Source organism: Proteus sp. CD3 (genome assembly GCF_008808075.1).
GTDB lineage: Bacteria > Pseudomonadota > Gammaproteobacteria > Enterobacterales > Enterobacteriaceae > Proteus > Proteus appendicitidis.
On the sequence record NZ_CP019686.1, the window covers coordinates 3986715 to 4005203 of the forward strand.

The 18489-nt window shown below is 39.8% G+C and carries 17 protein-coding genes; 12 read left to right on the plus strand and 5 right to left on the minus strand.

The genetic code is table 11. The annotated features are described in order from the left end of the window. Positions 1-6: 6 nt before the first annotated feature. Positions 7-744: a uroporphyrinogen-III synthase gene (hemD, locus tag BTA34_RS17900; RefSeq protein ID WP_151436663.1), complete on the minus strand. Its 738-nt coding sequence runs from the start codon at positions 742-744 to the stop codon at positions 7-9. Continuing rightward, positions 741-1682, minus strand: coding sequence for a hydroxymethylbilane synthase (gene hemC, locus BTA34_RS17905; protein ID WP_151436664.1), 942 nt, complete (start codon positions 1680-1682; stop codon positions 741-743). Before hemC ends, hemD begins: the two co-directional genes overlap by 4 nt. A gap of 997 nt (positions 1683-2679) precedes the next feature. On the opposite strand from hemC, the gene BTA34_RS17910 reads away from it, so the two are divergent. Further along, on the plus strand, positions 2680-5274 hold the full coding sequence (locus BTA34_RS17910; protein WP_151436665.1) for a class I adenylate cyclase: 2595 nt from the start codon (positions 2680-2682) through the stop codon (positions 5272-5274). Between the two features lie 68 nt (positions 5275-5342). Here the strand turns inward: BTA34_RS17910 and cyaY are convergent, their stop codons facing one another. Continuing rightward, on the minus strand, positions 5343-5660 hold the full coding sequence (gene cyaY, locus BTA34_RS17915) for an iron donor protein CyaY (protein ID WP_088494024.1): 318 nt from the start codon (positions 5658-5660) through the stop codon (positions 5343-5345). Between the two features lie 79 nt (positions 5661-5739). On the opposite strand from cyaY, the gene lptM reads away from it, so the two are divergent. The 7 genes from lptM to BTA34_RS17950 all read left to right on the plus strand — a co-directional run bounded on the left by lptM (position 5740) and on the right by BTA34_RS17950 (position 12052). Continuing rightward, positions 5740-5907 carry an LPS translocon maturation chaperone LptM gene (gene lptM / locus BTA34_RS17920; RefSeq protein ID WP_151436666.1) on the plus strand — a complete coding sequence of 56 codons (168 nt, stop codon included), beginning with the start codon at positions 5740-5742 and terminating at the stop codon, positions 5905-5907. A 41-nt stretch (positions 5908-5948) separates the two neighbouring features. Beyond that, positions 5949-6773: a diaminopimelate epimerase gene (gene dapF, locus BTA34_RS17925; RefSeq protein ID WP_109372725.1), complete on the plus strand. Its 825-nt coding sequence runs from the start codon at positions 5949-5951 to the stop codon at positions 6771-6773. Between the two features lie 25 nt (positions 6774-6798). Continuing rightward, positions 6799-7509, plus strand: a complete 711-nt coding sequence (locus BTA34_RS17930) for a DUF484 domain-containing protein (RefSeq protein WP_151436667.1) — start codon at positions 6799-6801, stop codon at positions 7507-7509. Next, positions 7506-8429 carry a tyrosine recombinase XerC gene (xerC, locus tag BTA34_RS17935; RefSeq protein WP_151436668.1) on the plus strand — a complete coding sequence of 308 codons (924 nt, stop codon included), beginning with the start codon at positions 7506-7508 and terminating at the stop codon, positions 8427-8429. The genes BTA34_RS17930 and xerC overlap by 4 nt, the downstream gene beginning before the upstream one ends. Further along, entirely contained in the window at positions 8429-9145 is a 717-nt protein-coding gene (yigB, locus tag BTA34_RS17940) for a 5-amino-6-(5-phospho-D-ribitylamino)uracil phosphatase YigB (protein WP_151436669.1), read from the plus strand. Before xerC ends, yigB begins: the two co-directional genes overlap by 1 nt. A 144-nt stretch (positions 9146-9289) precedes the next feature. After that, positions 9290-11446, plus strand: a complete 2157-nt coding sequence (uvrD, locus tag BTA34_RS17945) for a DNA helicase II (protein WP_151436670.1) — start codon at positions 9290-9292, stop codon at positions 11444-11446. A gap of 195 nt (positions 11447-11641) precedes the next feature. After that, positions 11642-12052 (plus strand): hypothetical protein, encoded by a 411-nt coding sequence (locus BTA34_RS17950; protein WP_151436671.1) that lies wholly within the window; start codon positions 11642-11644, stop codon positions 12050-12052. Here the strand turns inward: BTA34_RS17950 and rarD are convergent. Continuing rightward, positions 12049-12942, minus strand: a complete 894-nt coding sequence (rarD, locus tag BTA34_RS17955) for an EamA family transporter RarD (RefSeq protein WP_151436672.1) — start codon at positions 12940-12942, stop codon at positions 12049-12051. The two genes, BTA34_RS17950 and rarD, sit on opposite strands and share 4 nt — an antisense overlap. 145 nt (positions 12943-13087) lie before the next feature. Next, the gene (locus tag BTA34_RS17960) at positions 13088-13555 is read right to left on the minus strand and encodes a thioesterase family protein (RefSeq protein WP_151436673.1); all 468 of its coding nucleotides are present in this window, start codon (positions 13553-13555) and stop codon (positions 13088-13090) included. Between the two features lie 232 nt (positions 13556-13787). Between BTA34_RS17960 and pldA the strand changes: the two genes are divergently transcribed. From pldA to yigL, 4 genes are all read left to right on the plus strand, one after another. Beyond that, positions 13788-14663: a phospholipase A gene (pldA, locus tag BTA34_RS17965; protein WP_151436674.1), complete on the plus strand. Its 876-nt coding sequence runs from the start codon at positions 13788-13790 to the stop codon at positions 14661-14663. 114 nt (positions 14664-14777) lie between these two features. After that, entirely contained in the window at positions 14778-16607 is a 1830-nt protein-coding gene (recQ, locus tag BTA34_RS17970) for an ATP-dependent DNA helicase RecQ (RefSeq protein WP_151436675.1), read from the plus strand. Between the two features lie 18 nt (positions 16608-16625). Continuing rightward, on the plus strand, positions 16626-17630 hold the full coding sequence (gene pldB, locus BTA34_RS17975) for a lysophospholipase L2 (protein ID WP_151436676.1): 1005 nt from the start codon (positions 16626-16628) through the stop codon (positions 17628-17630). A 12-nt stretch (positions 17631-17642) separates the two neighbouring features. After that, complete coding sequence (gene yigL, locus BTA34_RS17980) at positions 17643-18443, plus strand: sugar/pyridoxal phosphate phosphatase YigL (protein WP_151436677.1); 801 nt, start codon at positions 17643-17645, stop codon at positions 18441-18443. Positions 18444-18489 lie beyond the last annotated feature (46 nt).

Below are 18489 nucleotides of genomic sequence, written 5' to 3' on the forward strand. Positions count from 1 at the left end.
TAGGTTCTATATTAATGCATGAAATAAAGCATCATTATTGGCACTTTCAGCAACGGTGACAGTTTTCCACCCTAATGTTTTTGCTATTGTTGCTAATCGTTCACTGACCACAATTAAATGGCAGTTTAACAGCCATGCTTTTTTAGATTCAGCAACCAGATCAAAGAGTTGTTGTAACATTTCACCGCTAGTGACAACAAGCGTATCAACCTGTGCTTTTTCCCATTGAAGCGCAAAGTCTTCAGGAGAATAATGAATAAATAGGCGTTGGTAACATTCGCATTCATCAACAATTGCGCCTCGTTGACTCAATGTTGTTGCGAGTAAGTCACGACCACCGTTACCTCTAAGCAGTAATATTTGCTTGTTTTTCACCTGATTAAGTTCAGGAAGGTCAAGAAGATCTTCACTGGTTTCTCCTTGCTCAGGGTAGCAAATTGTAAGACTGCTTACATGTTGGAAATCTTTCGCTGTGCTTTGACCTATTCCATAATAGGATAGCGTATCTGGCCATGATTGTTGTAATTGATTTAGCTGCCAGTTTGCGTATGACACCGCATTTTTAGAAAGTAAAAATACACAATCACCCGCCCTTAATCCTTTTAGTTTAGCATCTAATAAAGAGAGTTCACGACCTGCGGTGATCTCTATCAAAGGTGCTTGAAAGGCTGTTTTCCCCGCCTCAATTAAACGCTGGGTTAATGCCTTTCCCGCAGGGTTGGGGCGAGTAACTAAAATACTCATGCCGGTGTGTTGCCTTGATACACTGCCGTTAAAATAGCTCGTGCACCTTTATCTAAAAGTTCTTCAGCCAATGAGATACCCGCGGTTTCAGCATTTTCTGGCGTAACTAAACGCTCGCCACGTAAAATAGTTTCACCATCAGGAGAACCGACTAAAGCACGTAACCAAATTTTGTCATCTTGCCAAATGGCATAGCTTCCAATCGGAACTTGGCAACCGCCTTCAAGACGAGTATTCATTGCACGCTCTGCTTTAACGCAAATTGCGGTGCGTGAGTGATTGAGAGCATCTAATAGCTGGCGAGTTTGATTGTCATCTAAGCGACATTCAATTCCCACCGCACCTTGCCCAACCGCGGGTAAAGATTGCTCAGCAGATAATGGTGTGCGAATACGTTCGTTAAGACCTAGGCGCTTTAAGCCAGCAACGGCAAGAATAATGGCATCATAATCACCATTATCTAATTTCCCTAAGCGAGTACCGACATTACCCCGTAAATCACGAATAATGAGATCTGGGCGCTGTGCTTTTAATTGGCATTGGCGGCGTAAACTGGATGTGCCTACAATACTACCCGCAGGAAGTTCTGCTAAAGAATCATAATGATTAGAGACAAAGGCATCACGAGGATCTTCGCGTTCACAGATAGTCACTAACCCTAAACCTTCAGGGAACTCAATAGGAACATCTTTCATAGAGTGAACGGCAATATCTGCGCGTGATTCAAGTAGAGCAAGTTCTAACTCTTTTACAAATAGCCCTTTGCCACCTACTTTAGCTAAAGGTGTATCTAAAATGATGTCACCTTTAGTGACCATCGGTACTAATTCGACGACTAAACCTGGATGAGCAAGTTGTAGTTGTTCTTTCACATAAAGTGCCTGCCACATAGCAAGAGGGCTTTGGCGGGTAGCAATACGGATGGTACTTTTTGACATAATAGTATTATCTCTTCCGAGCGATTAGCGATATTTTTGTTTAGAAATAAGGCATTGTTTTAACACTTTAAGGCTTCATTTTCCAGTTAAGGCGCTTTGCGTCGTAATAACAATGAAAGAAATGAGGTCATTATCGAAAAAGAAAAAAAGAAAGAGGAAATAAAAAATAAGTAATTTATTAATAGATACTATCGAGTTTAGTTATTTTCAGGATTTTATTCTTTTTATATCTATATAAAAAGTGTGGTTATTTACAAAATTAAAACATTACGTTGGTTTTATTAACATTTGATGCGCGAGAAGTGAAATAAATATTATGTTTAATCTGAACGTATTGATAAAACAACTATTATTTTAAATTTACTTACCTTTCTTATTATTTTCTAATATATAAAAACACGATAAATTTTAACAAAGTTATTATTAAATAAAAGAAAGAGAAATAATAAAAATAAAGAAAAGAATTTAGCCTTAAATTAAATAAATAATTAATAAAGATTGAATATTATTTTAAATATTATTATCGCAACATTAAAAATAAAACTCTTATTTTAAGTGTAAAAATAAAAAATAATCAAAAAGAAGAAATAACTCATGATTATCAATCAGTTGTTTTTATTTTTGCTTTTTTATCTGTTTTTTATGTTTTATCAGAATTTATTTTCAGTTTCATCATTAAGTAAACAGGGGTTTTTGTGGGGTAAAGGGAGGATTGAGAAATTTTTTTCATCATTTTTTCTGTAAATAAAATGATTTATCCTTATGATTATAAAGATATTTATTTGATGGCTTTACACGATTAAGCGCTTAAATACCATTTTTAGATCTTGGTGCTATATTTTGAGTTCCTCTTTACGCCTTGCGCTCAAGGTGTTAAATTGATCACGTTTCCGAGATTTTGTTAGTAAAGTTTTATCTATTAATATTACCTAACTCAACCTTGGTCACTTATAAACTCAGATTCTACTATCTTCTTAGTATTGTTCAGGCGAAACTCTTGTATCTTTATATTGAAACACTGAAGCAACGGCTGGATGCGATTAATCAACTCAGACTGGAACGAGCATTTGCATCGATGTGTGATGTTTTTAAACAGGTCTATGGTTTAATTCCTGTTTTATTGCATTACCACCATCCTGAGTTGCCCGGCTACTTACAAGGAAATGTTCCTCACGGCACATGTTTCTTTGAACCTGATGACATGCAACGTCAATGGGCGAATAAGCTGGTTAACGCATTATGTGATGATCCGATGGATGGATACGCCAATGGAGAGTTGCCAATTACTGGCATCTATTCAATGGGGAGTACTTCTTCTATTGGTCAAAGTCACTGCTCTGATATTGATATTTGGGTCTGCCATCAATCATGGCTGGATCAAGATGAACGTGCGCTTTTACAACGCAAATGCCAATTGATTGAACAATGGGCAGGCGAGTTAGGCATTGATGTTACGTTTTTCCTAATTGATGAAAATAGATTTCGTCACCATGCAAGTGGTAGCTTAGGTGGAGAAGATTGCGGCTCTACCCAACATATTCTTTTACTTGATGAATTTTATCGTACAGCGGTACGCCTAGCAGGTAAGCGCTTGTTATGGACGATGGTGCCTGTTGAAGAAGAACATCATTATGACGAGTATGTTAACTCTCTTTATGCTCAAGGTGTATTAACGCCAAATGAGTGGCTAGATCTCGGGGGATTAGGTGAACTTTCTGCTGAAGAGTACTTTGGCGCAAGTTTATGGCAACTCTATAAAAGTGTCGATTCACCTTATAAAGCCGTACTAAAAAGTATTTTATTAGAAGCCTATTCCGCGGACTACCCTAATGGGAAGTTGCTGGCCTTAGAAATGAAGCAACATCTACACCGTGGCGAAATCGTTAATTACGGTTTAGATGCTTATTGTATGATGCTGGAGCGCGTCACTCGCTATTTGGTTTCTATTAATGATTTAACCCGCCTTGATCTTATCCGTCGCTGTTTCTACCTGAAAGTGTGTGAAAAATTATCTAACGAAAAAACACAAAACGAACCTGAAGGTTGGAGACGACAAGTCTTATCGCAATTGGTTACTCAATGGCAATGGGATAATGAGCGCTTAACAGTACTCGATACGCGTGATAGTTGGAAAATCGAGCGTGTGCGTGATGCACACAATGAGTTATTAGATACGATGATGCAAAGCTATCGCAATCTTATCCGTTTTGCGCGTCGTAATAATTTAAGTGTCAGTGCAAGCCCGCAAGATATCGGTGTTCTAACACGTAAACTTTACGCGGCGTTTGAAGCATTACCCGGTAAAGTCACACTGGTTAATCCACAAATCTCACCTGATTTATCAGAGTCACATTTAACCTTTATTTATGTACCACAAGGTCGAGCAAATCGTAGCGGCTGGTATTTATATAATCGCGCCCCTGATTTTGAAAATATCGTTGGACATCAACCATTAGAATATAACCGCTATTTAAATAAATTAGTGGCATGGTCTTACTTTAATGGGTTGTTAACAAAAGAGTCTCGAGTTTATATTCATCAAGGAGAATCCTCTTGTGATGAAATTAAACTGCATGAATTAGTTAGGGATATGTCGAGCCATTTCCCAATTCGTCTACCTGCACCAACCCCGAAAGCACTGTATAGCCCTTGTGAAATTAGACATCTCGCGATTATTGTCAATTTAGAAACCGATCCAACAGAGAGTTTTTCTGATCAAGTGGTTCACTTTGATTTTAGAAAGCTCGATGTCTTTAGTTTTGGTGAAAAAGAGCAGTGTCTTATTGGTAGCATTGATTTGTTGTATCGTAATTCTTGGAATGAAGTTAGAACCCTTCATTTCAGTGGTACACAATCTATGTTGGAATCGTTAAAAACGATATTAGGCAAAATGCACCAAGATGCAGCTCCACCAGCCTCTGTTGAAGTATTTTGTTATAGCCAACATTTGCGCGGTTTAATTCGTACTCGTGTTCAGCAGTTAGTTTCAGAATGTATTGAATTACGATTATCAACAAATCGTTTAGAGCCGGGGCGTTTTAAAGCGTTACGCATTGCCGGACAAACGTGGGGATTATTCTTTGAACGCCTCAATGTGTCGGTACAAAAATTAGAAAATGCTATCGAATTTTATGGGGCGATTTCATATAACAAGCTTCATGGATTGCCCGTTAAATTAGATAAGGACGCCCGCTATTTACCTGCGGTGATCGATGGTTTTGCTTGTGAAGGGATTATTCAATTCTTCTTTGAAACCACAGAAGATAATAATGTCTTTAATATCTATATCTTAGATGAGGCAAATCGCGTTGAAATCTATTCCCATTGTGAAGGAAGTAAAGAAGAGTTGGTGAAAGATGTTAGCCGTTTCTACTCATCATCCCATGACCGATTCACGTACGGCTCCAGCTTTATTAATTTTAATCTGCCACAGTTTTATCAAATTGTGAAAGTGGAAGGATCAACGCAAGTGTTACCTTTTGCCGGTGGCTCCTTTGGTAAATTATCCGATCTGGGTAGTAAAGAAACGCAACCTGAAATGAATGCTGTTGCCCACGGATTTACAGATTATAAAGCGGTGCAACACTCTTAATTAAGTACCAGCCAATAAATATAAATGGGAGCTTTGATAGCTCCCATTATTGTTATTAACCGTGCTTCTTAGAAAGAAAAAGCTTCCCCACTTTGTTCTGTTATTGCTTGTGCTAGCATGGTTAAAAATTCACCGCCACTTCTATCACAAATCCATTGTTCATCTTTCCAATCAAAGTGATAGCCACCAGAACGTGTCGCTAACCAAACTTGATGAAATGCTTCCTGGCGATTAATAATAATTTTGCTATTATTTTCAAAGGTTAATGTCATTACACCGCCATTGATTTCACAATCAATATCTGCGTCACCTTCATAATTATCAATAGTTTGTTCTATTTCTGACAAGAGTTCGTCAGCTAATTGGTGAAATTCACTGTCGTTCATCTTCATTTCCTATTTGCTTTTCGAGATCTAACTGCGATTATAGAGGATATTAACCAAATAAATGACAGGCAGATTACGAATGAAAACGTATTTACGTTGCACTCTTGCTATAATAACACTGATTTCTCTTTCTGGTTGTGGCTTGAAAGGCCCGCTTTATTTCCCTCCTGAAGATACTCAGGCAAAAATGACACAGTCATCCCAGCCAACCCAGCAAGTTGAGAGCGACTCAACTCAGACCAATTAGTCAATCTTAGAAACGGTAATTTCGTTTCAGGCGGGGGCAAGATGCAATTTTCAAAAATGCATGGTCTTGGCAACGACTTTATGGTGGTCGATGCTGTGACTCAAAATGTTTATTTCTCACCAGAATTAATATGTCGATTAGCGAATCGCCATACTGGTGTTGGATTTGATCAATTATTGGTGGTTGAAGCACCTTATGATCCTGAACTCGATTTCCATTATCGCATTTTTAATGCTGATGGAAGTGAGGTTGCACAGTGTGGTAATGGTGCTCGTTGCTTTGCTCGATTTGTGAGATTAAAAGGTCTTACAAACAAAAGAGAGATAAAAGTCAGTACGCAATCTGGCAGAATGACCTTGCATGTTATGGATAATGACGATGTGTGCGTCAATATGGGCGAGCCTGAATTTGAACCTCAAAAGGTTCCTTTCCGTGCGCAAAAGGCAGAAAAGACCTATATTATCAGGGCAATGGAACGCACTGTATTATGTGGTGTAGTTTCAATGGGAAATCCACATTGCGTTATTCAGGTTGAAGACATTAAAACAGCAGAAGTTGAGTTGTTAGGACCGGTGTTAGAGCAACATGAACGTTTTCCTGAACGTGCTAATATTGGTTTTATGCAAATCGTAGACAGAAGTAACCTTCATTTGCGGGTATTCGAACGTGGTGCTGGTGAAACAAATGCTTGTGGTAGCGGGGCTTGTGCAGCTGTCGCAATTGGTATTTCACAAGGCTTATTAGATAAACGTGTGAAAGTCAATTTACCGGGTGGATCATTGCTAATTGAATGGAAAGGAGAGGGTAACTCTCTTTATATGACTGGGCCTGCGACACATATTTATGATGGGATCATTCAGCTATAATATTATTTTTTGAGAGGCTATCTGTATGACGGATAAAAATGAGCAGTTCTGTTGCCCTGAAACCAACGAACTTAATGATCAACAAGTGATCCATTACCTCAGGGAACATCCTGGTTTTTTTATCCGTAATGCAAGCTATATTGAGCAAATGCAAGTTCCTCATCCCGTCAGAGGAACCGTTTCTTTAGTCGAATGGATAATGTCACGCCAACGTAACCGCATCCATTATCTTGAAGAAGATATGCGTTTGTTGATAGAACAAGCCTCTGAAAATGAAGCACTGTTTAGCCAACTCTTATTATTAATTTCTGAACTATCCAACAGTGCTTCTCTTCACGAAATGCTAGAACGTTTAAACCTTTGGGCTAAGGGATTAGGGCTTTATTCAGTTCAATTACGCCTATTTACCGATCGCTGGCAATTACAGCCACCTTTAGATGCACAAGATCTCCCATTATCTCGTCAAGCATTTGAACATTTCCGTATTCAACGTATGGGTGATGATAACCACTATTTAGGTACATTAAATGGGCAAGAGATAATGCTATTGATGCCTAATGTACGACGCTCTGGTTCCGTAGCGCTTTCATTGTTAGGGCATTATGGTGATTTGGGCGTGATTATTTTTAATAGCCGAGATAACCAACATTTTCAGGAAGGGATGGGAACAGTAATGCTGGATAAGCTTGCCCATATTTTACCAGAATTGTTACTTCGTTGGATCGCAAGGCAATGAATCAACCAATAGATATTCCAGAAACACTCTCTACCGCTATTGAACAATTCCTGCGTTATATTCAAGTTGAGCGCCGATTAAGCCCTGTCACAGTAGAAAATTACCATCGCCAACTGATTACATTAGCGCAAATGATGGTGGCGATGAAAATCACACAATGGATATCGCTTGAAAGCCAACATGTACGCATGTTATTGGCGAAAAGTCATCGTAGTGGGTTACAACCGACTAGCCTTGCTTTGCGCTTTTCGGCGTTACGTAGCTTTCTTGATTGGCAAGTGGCACAAGGAATGTTAGAGGTTAATCCAGCAAAAGGCATTCGCACACCGAAATCGGGTCGTCATCTTCCTAAAAATATGGATGTCGATGAAGTTAGCCAATTGATGAATATCGACTTAAAAGATCCGCTCTCTGTTAGAGATAGAACCATGCTGGAAGTGATGTATGGTGCGGGATTACGTCTATCAGAATTGACTAACTTAAATATTAGCGACATCGACATGAATGAAGGTGAAGTTCGTGTTGTAGGTAAAGGAAGTAAAGAGCGAAAAGTCCCGCTGGGAAGAAAAGCGCTAGAGTGGCTACAAAATTGGTTTCCGATGCGCGAGCTATATGCACCTGAGGATAAAGCTGTCTTTATCTCAACCCAAAGCGGTAAGCGTTTATCCGTACGCAGTGTACAAAAACGGTTTGAACTTTGGGGGATTAAACAAGGACTAAGTAGCCATGTGAATCCTCATAAATTACGCCACTCGTTTGCCACACATTTATTAGAATCCAGTGGTGATTTACGTGCTGTACAAGAGTTATTAGGGCACGCTAATTTATCGACTACTCAAGTTTATACCCACTTAGATTTTCAGCATTTAGCGAAAGTCTATGATGCTGCTCATCCGAGAGCTAAGAGAGAAAAATCATAATGCGCTTTTACAGAACTCTGACGCCAATTGCAGCGATGACTTTTGATTTAGATGACACGCTGTATGACAATGTGCCAGTGATGGACAAAACTGAAAAAGAGACGCTGGATTTTATTCGTCAATATGATCTGCGTTTTAATCATTTCACAGAAAAAGATGTGAATGCCTATAAAAAGCCACTGCTAGAAAGCAATCCTGATATTTTTCATGATATTACACAATGGCGTTGGCTTGCGGCTAGAAATATGTTGTTAGATTACGGTTACAGTGAAGCCAAAGCACAGCAAGGTGCTGATGAAATTATGGCGCACTTTGCTTATTGGCGTAGCCACATTAATGTGCCTAAAAATACCCATCAAGTTCTCACTGAATTGGCGCAAAAAATCCCATTAATTGCGATCACAAATGGTAATGCAAACCCATTAAGTTGTGGTTTAGGGCAGTATTTTTCACATATTTTAAAAGCTGGCCCTGATGGTCGCTCTAAGCCTTATCCTGATATGTTTGATAAAGCTTCCTCACTGTTAAATCTTCCTCATGAGAAAATTCTACATGTGGGTGATCACCTTGTAACCGATGTCGAAGGTGCCGTTAATAGTGGATTACAAGCGTGCTGGATTAACCTTGATAATCGTAGTTTGTTTGAAGAAGGTGAAACCAGAGTAATGCCACATATTGAAATTACAGATTTAAGCAAACTGATAGAATTGGTTTAATGTGATATTCGGTAAGAATGGCACAGATAAACGAGGCTAAAAAAGGCTTTATTTTGCATAGCGCGTAAATTCCTGTTAGTTTGTTGCTTACTCTCTATTTCTGTATATATCCACAGTATTTTCTTCACTAAATGATTGGTAATTATGGACGTCTCATATCTGCTAGAAGGTCTTAACGATAAACAGCGCGAAGCTGTAGCCGCACCTCGTATTAATATGCTGGTGTTAGCTGGCGCAGGCAGTGGTAAAACACGGGTGCTGGTACATCGTATCGCTTGGTTATTATCTGTTGAACAAGCTTCTCCTTTTTCAATTATGGCAGTGACGTTTACCAATAAAGCTGCCGCAGAGATGCGTCATCGTATTGAAGACTTAATTGGTACAAGCCAAGGCGGTATGTGGATTGGCACTTTCCATAGCCTTGCTCATCGTTTATTACGCGCACACTATCTTGATGCAAATTTGCCACAAGACTTCCAAATTATTGACAGTGATGATCAATATCGCCTTATTCGCCGTATTGTTAAGTCAATGAACCTTGATGATAAACAGTGGCCCGCACGTCAAGGCATGTGGTATATCAACGGTAAAAAAGATGAAGGCTTACGTCCTCAGCATATTCAAACCTATGGCAATCCAGTTGAAACCACATGGTTAAAAGTATACCAAGCTTATCAAGAAGCCTGCGATCGCGCAGGGCTTGTGGATTTTGCAGAGCTTTTATTGCGCGCTCATGAACTTTGGTTAAATAAACCACAAATTTTGGAGCACTACCAAAATCGCTTTACCAATATTTTAGTGGATGAGTTCCAAGATACTAACCGCATTCAATATGCGTGGATAAGAATGTTGGCGGGTCAATCTGGTAAAGTGATGATTGTGGGGGATGATGACCAATCCATCTATGGTTGGCGTGGTGCGCAAGTTGAGAATATTCAAAATTTCTTAAATGAATTTCCTGGTGCAGAAACCATTCGATTAGAGCAAAACTATCGTTCGACAAGTAATATCCTAAAAGCGGCGAATGCGTTAATTGCCAATAACAGTGACAGATTAGGTAAAAATCTGTGGACTGAAGGTGCCGAAGGGGAGCCGATTTCGCTTTATTGTGCTTTTAATGATCTGGATGAAGCGCGTTATGTAGTCGGTCGCATTAAGCGCTGGCAAGAAGAAGGCGGTGCACTGACAGATTGTGCCATTTTGTATCGTAGTAATGCGCAATCTCGTGTGATGGAAGAGGCGTTATTACAAGCTGCAATGCCATACCGTATTTATGGTGGTCAACGATTCTTCGAACGCCAAGAAATCAAAGATGCACTTTCTTATATGCGATTAACAGCTAATCGTCATGATGATGCTTCTTTTGAGCGTGTTGTGAATACACCGACACGAGGCATTGGTGATAGAACCTTAGATATTGTTCGCCAAGTGGCAAGAGAGAATCAAATTACCTTATGGGAAAGTGCATTGCAGGTTATTGAACATAAAATGCTTGCAGGACGAGCAACCGCTGCAATTCAACGATTCCTAGAACTGATTGAAACACTCGCTTCTGAAACGGCAGATATGCCATTACATGTACAAACAGACCGAATTATTCGTGATTCAGGTTTGAAAGCGATGTATGAGCAAGAAAAAGGTGAAAAAGCACAAGCTCGTATTGAAAACTTAGAAGAGCTGGTCACTGCGACTCGCCAATTTAGTTATCAAGATGAAGATGAAGACTTAATGCCACTGCAAGCATTCCTTTCACATGCCGCATTAGAATCAGGCGAAAGCCAAGCTGATGCATATCAAGATGCCGTACAGTTAATGACACTTCACTCGGCTAAAGGGCTAGAATTTTCACAAGTCTTTATTGTGGGCGTAGAAGAAGGCATGTTCCCAAGTCAAATGTCGCTAGATGAAGGTGGGCGTTTGGAAGAAGAGCGTCGCTTGGCTTATGTTGGTGTCACTCGAGCAATGAAAAAGTTAACACTCACTTACGCTGAAAACCGCCGTTTATATGGAAAAGAAGTCAGTCATCGTCCTTCTCGTTTTATTGGTGAGTTACCGAAAGAGTGTGTTGAAGAGGTGCGTTTACGCGCCACGGTTTCCCGCCCTGTTAATCATAGCCGTTTAGGGACGCCAATTATCAGCAATGATACTGGCTATTCGCTAGGGCAACGTGTGAAACACCCCAAATTTGGTGATGGCACCATTATCAATATTGAAGGCAGCGGTGAACATTGCCGATTACAAATCGCCTTTAATGGTGAAGGTATTAAATGGCTGGTGGCAGCATTTGCTCGGCTAGAATAATCCTCGATTAGAGCGAATTGGCAAAAAAACGCCAGAAACCCTCGCCCAATGTGGGCGGGGAGCCGTCACCACTGCTTCAATATAAAAAAACACCCTTATTTATTTGATAGATAAGCTACGGTGTTTTTTTTAAGGGATGTTCAAGTTGGTTACTTAATAATCTCGTTATCTATTCTTACTTAACGGGATTAATTGATGAAACTCTCTAGCATATTCTTTCATACCGACTCTTTTGTCGCACCTAGCACACGAATTTCTCCTGTTCCTTTTTCTAGTAATGAATTACTGATCGAAAATACGGAGGAAGTCTTTTGTGATACTTATCATCCCAGTGAACCTATCAACGAATTTGAAGAAGATTTGTATTGTAAGTTATTGAGACATCAGCGTGATTTTGTGCCTCGTATTAATCTCTATTACAGTGTTGTGATTAACCATATTCAATTGATTAATAACGCAATATCAACATCATTTAGGTGTTCATATCGCTATGTAAACGAGATATCAAAGAGTGCGCATTCATTAAAGAAGGACAAGAAGAAAAAACTCTCTTCCGCTTTTACACAAATCAGTAATTTAGCGGAAGAGCGAGTTTTAGAAGGTTAGCTACGTCTTAAACGGCGTTGTGTATAAAGTGCATCAAGCGTAAAGAGGATCAGCGCAACCCAAATAAAGCCGAAGGTGACGAGTCGTTCTGCATCAATTTTTTCGCCATATACCATTGTGGCAAGAATAAACATCAAGGTTGGGCCAATATATTGGAAAAAGCCCAAGGTTGATAAACGCAGATAATGCGCAGCTTCTGTAAAGAGCAGTAATGGTACGGTTGTAATAATACCGGCTGCAATTAACAGGGTATTTAATGACCAGCTATTTTCAAGCATATTGCTAGTCGGAGAATGTGTGAAAAATAAGATATAAATTAATGCCACAGGGAATAGCCATAATGTTTCTACCAACATACCTGTTTGTGCATCGACACCCAATTTTTTACGCAGTAAGCCATAAAGACCAAAAGTCACAGCGAGGCTTAATCCAATCACAGGTACTGAACCAAAGTGCCAGAGTTGAATAAATACACCCGTAAAGGCTAAACCTACCGCTACCCATTGCATACGACGGAAGCGTTCACTCAAGAAAAGCATGCCAAACAGTACGTTAACCAGTGGGTTAATAAAGTAACCAAGGCTGGCTTCTAGCATATAACCGTGGTTAACCGCCCATATATAGGTAAGCCAGTTTGTTGCGATAATGACGGCTGTCAGCGCTAAAAGAAGAATTTTTTTAGGTTGGCGTATTAATTGGCGCAAATAAGGCCAATGACGACTAATAGTCATTAAAATCAACATAAAAAAGAACGACCATAAAATACGGTGCGTTAAAATTTCTTCTGCGGGCACTTCTTGAATGCTTTTAAAATAGACAGGGGCAATACCCCAGATCAAATAGGCGCCTAAGGCACATAAAACGCCTTTCATCGTGTTTTTCTGGCTCATGCTATCTCTGGAATTGATGGAAAGGAAAAGTGTGACGGGGCTATCATACCCAATGACATTATCTAATGTGTCATTAGGCATGTGTTTTTACAAGTAATTAATACTAATCTAAGCATCATCGCGCACAATGAATTTTAGCAAAGGCTTAACCTACAATATAGGTCGCTGTCCCACTCGCAATATGAACTTGTTTTTCATTATGTAATTCAACACGAGCAACAGATACTTTATTACCACTACGTAAAATATGGCTACTTGCCGTAAAACATTCGCCACGTCCCGGTCTTAAGTAATCAACACGTAAATCAATCGTGCCCATGTTAGCGAGTTTTTGTTCGAGTTGCTCTTGGGATATTGGTGCTAAACGTGTTAATGCGTTACCGACACAAACTAACCCGGCACTAACATCAAGCACAGAAGCGATTAGCCCACCATGTAAGATACGCTGAGCAATATTACCAACAAGTTTATCTTGATATCGAAATTGAATTTCCGCGTAGTCTTGTTCAAAGCGGACTAGCTCTAGGCCGATTAATTGATTAAAGGGCATTTTATAAACAAAAACATGACCAATAAGTGTTTGAGCCTCTTCTAATGTTAACAGTTTTCCCATTTTTAGAACCCCTGACATCACGTTATTAAGTTAATACTATGTTAATAATACATGACAAAATCGTAATTGCACATTCGTGCTATAAATATAATGGTGTGAAAATATACGAGATTTAATGGCAATTACGTGTAAAATATGGGCGTTAAAGTGCAATAAAGCACATATATAAGAGCTAATTCTAAAGTAAGTACTAACTTTTATATTATTCAATAATGAAACAGGATAACTAACTATGCGTTACATCCGTTCTTTACTTGCGGTGGTTTTATTCTATCCAGCATGGGGATTTGCATCCGAAATACAAGCATCATCATCTCCTGCACCGCTTGTTCAGGGCAGTATCATTTCTGGTTTATTACAAGAATACGATTCACCTTTTGTTCTTTATCCTTATGAATCCAATTATATTATTTACACTGATACCTCTGATATGAATAAAGAGGCTATTCAAAGTTATGATTGGGGTAATAAGGCTAAAAAAGATGAGGTGAAATTTCAGCTCAGTTTGGCCTTCCCTTTATGGCGCGGCATTGCGGGTGAAAACTCTGTTTTAGCCGCATCGTATACCCAACGCTCTTGGTGGCAATTAAGCAATAAGAAAGAATCTGCCCCTTTTCGAGAGACAAACTATGAACCGCAACTTTTTCTAGGTTGGGCAACAGACTATAAATTTGCGGGTTGGACACTTCGTGAAATAGAAACCGGTTTTAACCACGAATCAAATGGCCGTTCTGATCCTACATCTCGTAGTTGGAACCGTGCTTATGCACGTTTTATGGCGCAAAAAGGCAATTTACAGCTTGATTTAAAACCTTGGTATCGCTTTAGTGAAAGCGCTCACCGTGATGATAATCCAGAAATTAATCGCTATATGGGCTATTACCGTTTAAAAGCAGGCTATCGTTTAGGCGATAGTGTGATCACGGCAACAGGACGTTATAACTGGAACAGTGGCTATGGAGCGGCTGAATTAGGCTGGAGTTACCCAATTACTAAGCATGTACGCTTTTATACCCAAGTATTTAGTGGTTATGGCGAATCAATGATTGATTATAATTTTCGTCAGACACGGGTCGGTGTTGGCGTGATGCTTAATGATATGCTGTAATTTTCTCCGTTCTGGGGTAGCATAGCGCTATAAATGATGATGGCACCTGCACATTGGTGCCTTTTCTTTTACTCCTCATCATAGTTTTTATCAGCAGCTTTTCAGAGGAACGGCGTGTCCACAGCAGAAGTTCTTAATTCAATGCCATCAGCACAGGCTATTTTGCGAGAAACCTTTGGTTATCAGCAATTTCGCCCTGGTCAGCAAGAAATCATCCATACCATTACAACTGGGAGAGACTGTCTCGTTGTGATGCCAACAGGGGGTGGTAAATCCCTTTGTTATCAAATTCCCGCATTATTGCTTGATGGGCTAACTGTGGTTGTTTCGCCACTTATCTCACTGATGAAAGATCAGGTCGATCAACTTTGCCTGCATGGTATTGAAGCCGCTTATTTAAATTCAACCCAAACGCGTGAAGAGCAGTTTGATGTTCAAATACGTTGTCAAAAGGGTGAAATAAAACTGCTGTATATTGCCCCTGAACGTTTAATGATGGAGAGTTTTCTTCATCAATTAGTGCAATGGAAACCCGCATTACTCGCTGTTGATGAAGCACACTGTATTTCACAGTGGGGACATGATTTTCGTCCTGAGTACCGCGGTATAGGGTTATTAAGACAATATCTTCCTGATGTTCCCATTATTGCACTGACGGCAACGGCGGATAATACAACACGTTACGATATTATTAATCAGCTAGTGTTGCGTGATCCTTTAATTCATATCAGCAGTTTCGATAGGCCAAATATCCGCTACACTTTAGTAGAGAAATACAAACCGCTTGATCAACTTTGGTTATTTATTCGCGGTCAGAAAGGAAAGTCCGGCATTATTTACTGTAATAGCCGCAGTAAAGTCGAAGAAACCGCAGAGCGCCTGAGTAAACGAGGGTTAAGCATTGCGGGTTATCACGCAGGAATGGAAATTGCACAACGAGCTAAAGTACAAGAAGCTTTCCAGCGTGATGATTTACAAATTGTCGTTGCCACGGTTGCATTTGGTATGGGGATTAATAAACCCAATGTTCGGTTTGTGGTTCATTTTGATATTCCGCGAAATATTGAATCTTATTACCAAGAAACAGGGCGTGCAGGGCGAGATGGATTGCCTGCAGAAGCAGTATTATTTTACGATCCTGCCGATATGGCGTGGTTGCGTCGTTGTTTAGATGAAAAACCAGAAAGCGATCAAAAAGCAATTGAAATGCATAAGCTTAATGCGATGGGCGCATTTGCTGAAGCTCAAACATGCCGACGCTTAGTGTTACTAAATTACTTCGATGAACATCGACAAAATGCCTGTGGTAACTGCGATATTTGCCTTGATCCTCCTAAGCAATATGATGGTTTAGTGGATGCACAAAAGGCATTGTCCTGTATTTATCGTACTGGTCAGCACTTTGGTATTGGTTATATTGTTGAGATTTTAAAAGGTGCGAATAATCAGCGTATTCGAGATTCTGGACACGATACATTACCTGTCTATGGTATTGGGAAAGCGCAAAGCCATGAACATTGGGTGAGTGTGATCCGCCAGCTTATTCATTTAGGTATGGTGACACAAAATATTGTTCATCGCTCTGCATTACAACTGACAGAGATGGCGAGACCCATCTTACGTGGTGAAGTGCCATTACAATTAGCCGTACCTCGATTACTAAGCCCGACAAAAAGCCGTAATCAACAAACAAAAAATACGCATAGACAGTACGATAGAAAATTATTTGCGAAACTACGTAAATTGCGTAAGTCTATTGCTGATGAAGAAAACATCCCGCCATTTGTCGTCTTTAATGATGTCACATTGATTGAAATGGCAGAGCAATGCCCCGTTTACCCTGATGAATTATTATTAATAAACGGGGTTGGACAACGAAAATTAGAACGATTTGGGCCAGCGTTTATGACACTCATTCGTGACCATATTGAGGGCTTCGAATAACGCCAATAAGGAGAACCAATGACAACCACTCTGTTTAAATATTCGTGGTTATCGCGTGAAAAGCAGTTTTCTGCATTCACGAACGGCGCCTTATTGGATTTTTGGGGGCAACGGGAAGAAGGGGCGTTTGTTGGCGTGGATGGTGCAAAAATTCGCTATGTTCATTGGCGTTCACCATCGCACAATAAAGCACTGGTTATTGCTTCAGGCCGTAGTGAAAGCTATGTAAAGTATCCTGAAGTTGCATTTGATTTCTTTCACTCAGGCTATGATGTCTTTCTTCTCGATCATCGAGGACAAGGTCTTTCAGACAGACTATTAGAAGATACGCAAAAAGGGCATGTAGAGAAATTCAGTGATTATATCGATGATTTCTCAACGTTTGTCGATACGATAGTGTTGCCTTTTCAATATCAGCATTATTTTGCATTAGCTCATTCCATGGGCGGTGCTATTTTAGCGGGATATCTTCTAAAGCAAACTCATGTATTTAAAGCAGCGGCATTAAGTGCGCCGATGTTTGGTATTAGATTACCTATTCCTCGCTGGGTGGCTAATTTTTTGGTTAACCGAGCAGAACAAAGTCAATCTGAAAGAAATAACTACGCGGTATCAACAGGTAAATGGTTTCCACTGCCCTTTATCCTTAATGTGTTAACACATAGCCATGAGCGATATCGCCGGTATTTACGTTATTATGCTGATTTTCCAGAACTACGATTAGGCGGCCCAACTTATCATTGGATGGGAGAAAGTCTAAAAATGGGAGATTGGTTAATTGAACATGCGGGAGAGATTAGTACCCCTCTATTAGTGCTCGAAGCAGAGCAAGATAAGGTGGTAGATAATCAAGAGCTAAGGGCTTTCTGTGAACGTTATAGTCAGTCCAGAACAAGAGAAGAAAAACAAAAATTGCCACTGGTGATTGAGGGTGCGCATCATGAAATCTTGTTCGAAATAGATAAGCTACGCTCACAAGCATTAAATGAAATCTGTGAGTTTTATGATAAGCATTTATTTTAATCAGGAATGTGTATGTATTCGATAGTCGCTTCAGATCTTGATGGCACACTGTTATCACCTAATCATGTATTAACTCCCTATACGCAAGAAACCCTACACCTACTTATTAATAAAGGTGTGCATTTTGTATTCGCAACAGGTCGTCATCATGTTGATGTTGCTCAAATTCGTGATGGATTAGGCATTAATGCCTATATGATAACCTCTAATGGCGCACGAGTACATAACACTCATGGCGACCTTATTTTTAGCCAAGATCTGGAGCCTGAAATTGCTTATGACTTGGCTCTTATGGTTTTTGATCACCCTGAAATTGAAACTAATATTTATGCTGGCGACTACTGGTACGTTAATAAAGAAATGCCAGGAGCTTGTGAGTTTTTCCGCGAATCGGCTTTCAATTATGAATTATTTTGTAAAACCGGATTTCCGACCACCAATGTCTGTAAGGTGTTCTTCACTTCTGAAGATCATGAGTTATTGCTGACACTGGAAAGTGAAATTAATCAGCGTTGGGGTGATAAGGTCAATGTGAGTTTCTCACTGCGTAATTGCTTAGAAGTGATGGCTGGTGGCGTATCTAAAGGTGAAGCGCTTGAAAAAGTGGCTAAATTGATGCAACACACTGCCAAAGATGCGGTTGCATTTGGTGACGGTATGAATGACAAAGAGATGCTACAAACAGCTGGTAAAGGTTGCATTATGGAAAATGCGCATCAGACATTAAAAGATTTACTCCCAAATATGGAAGTGATCGGCACTAATGCTGATGAAGCCGTGCCTCATTATTTACGTAAATTATATCAGGTGTGATCCCTTCGAAAAAAGAAAAGGCGAACAACGTAATATTGTTCGCCTT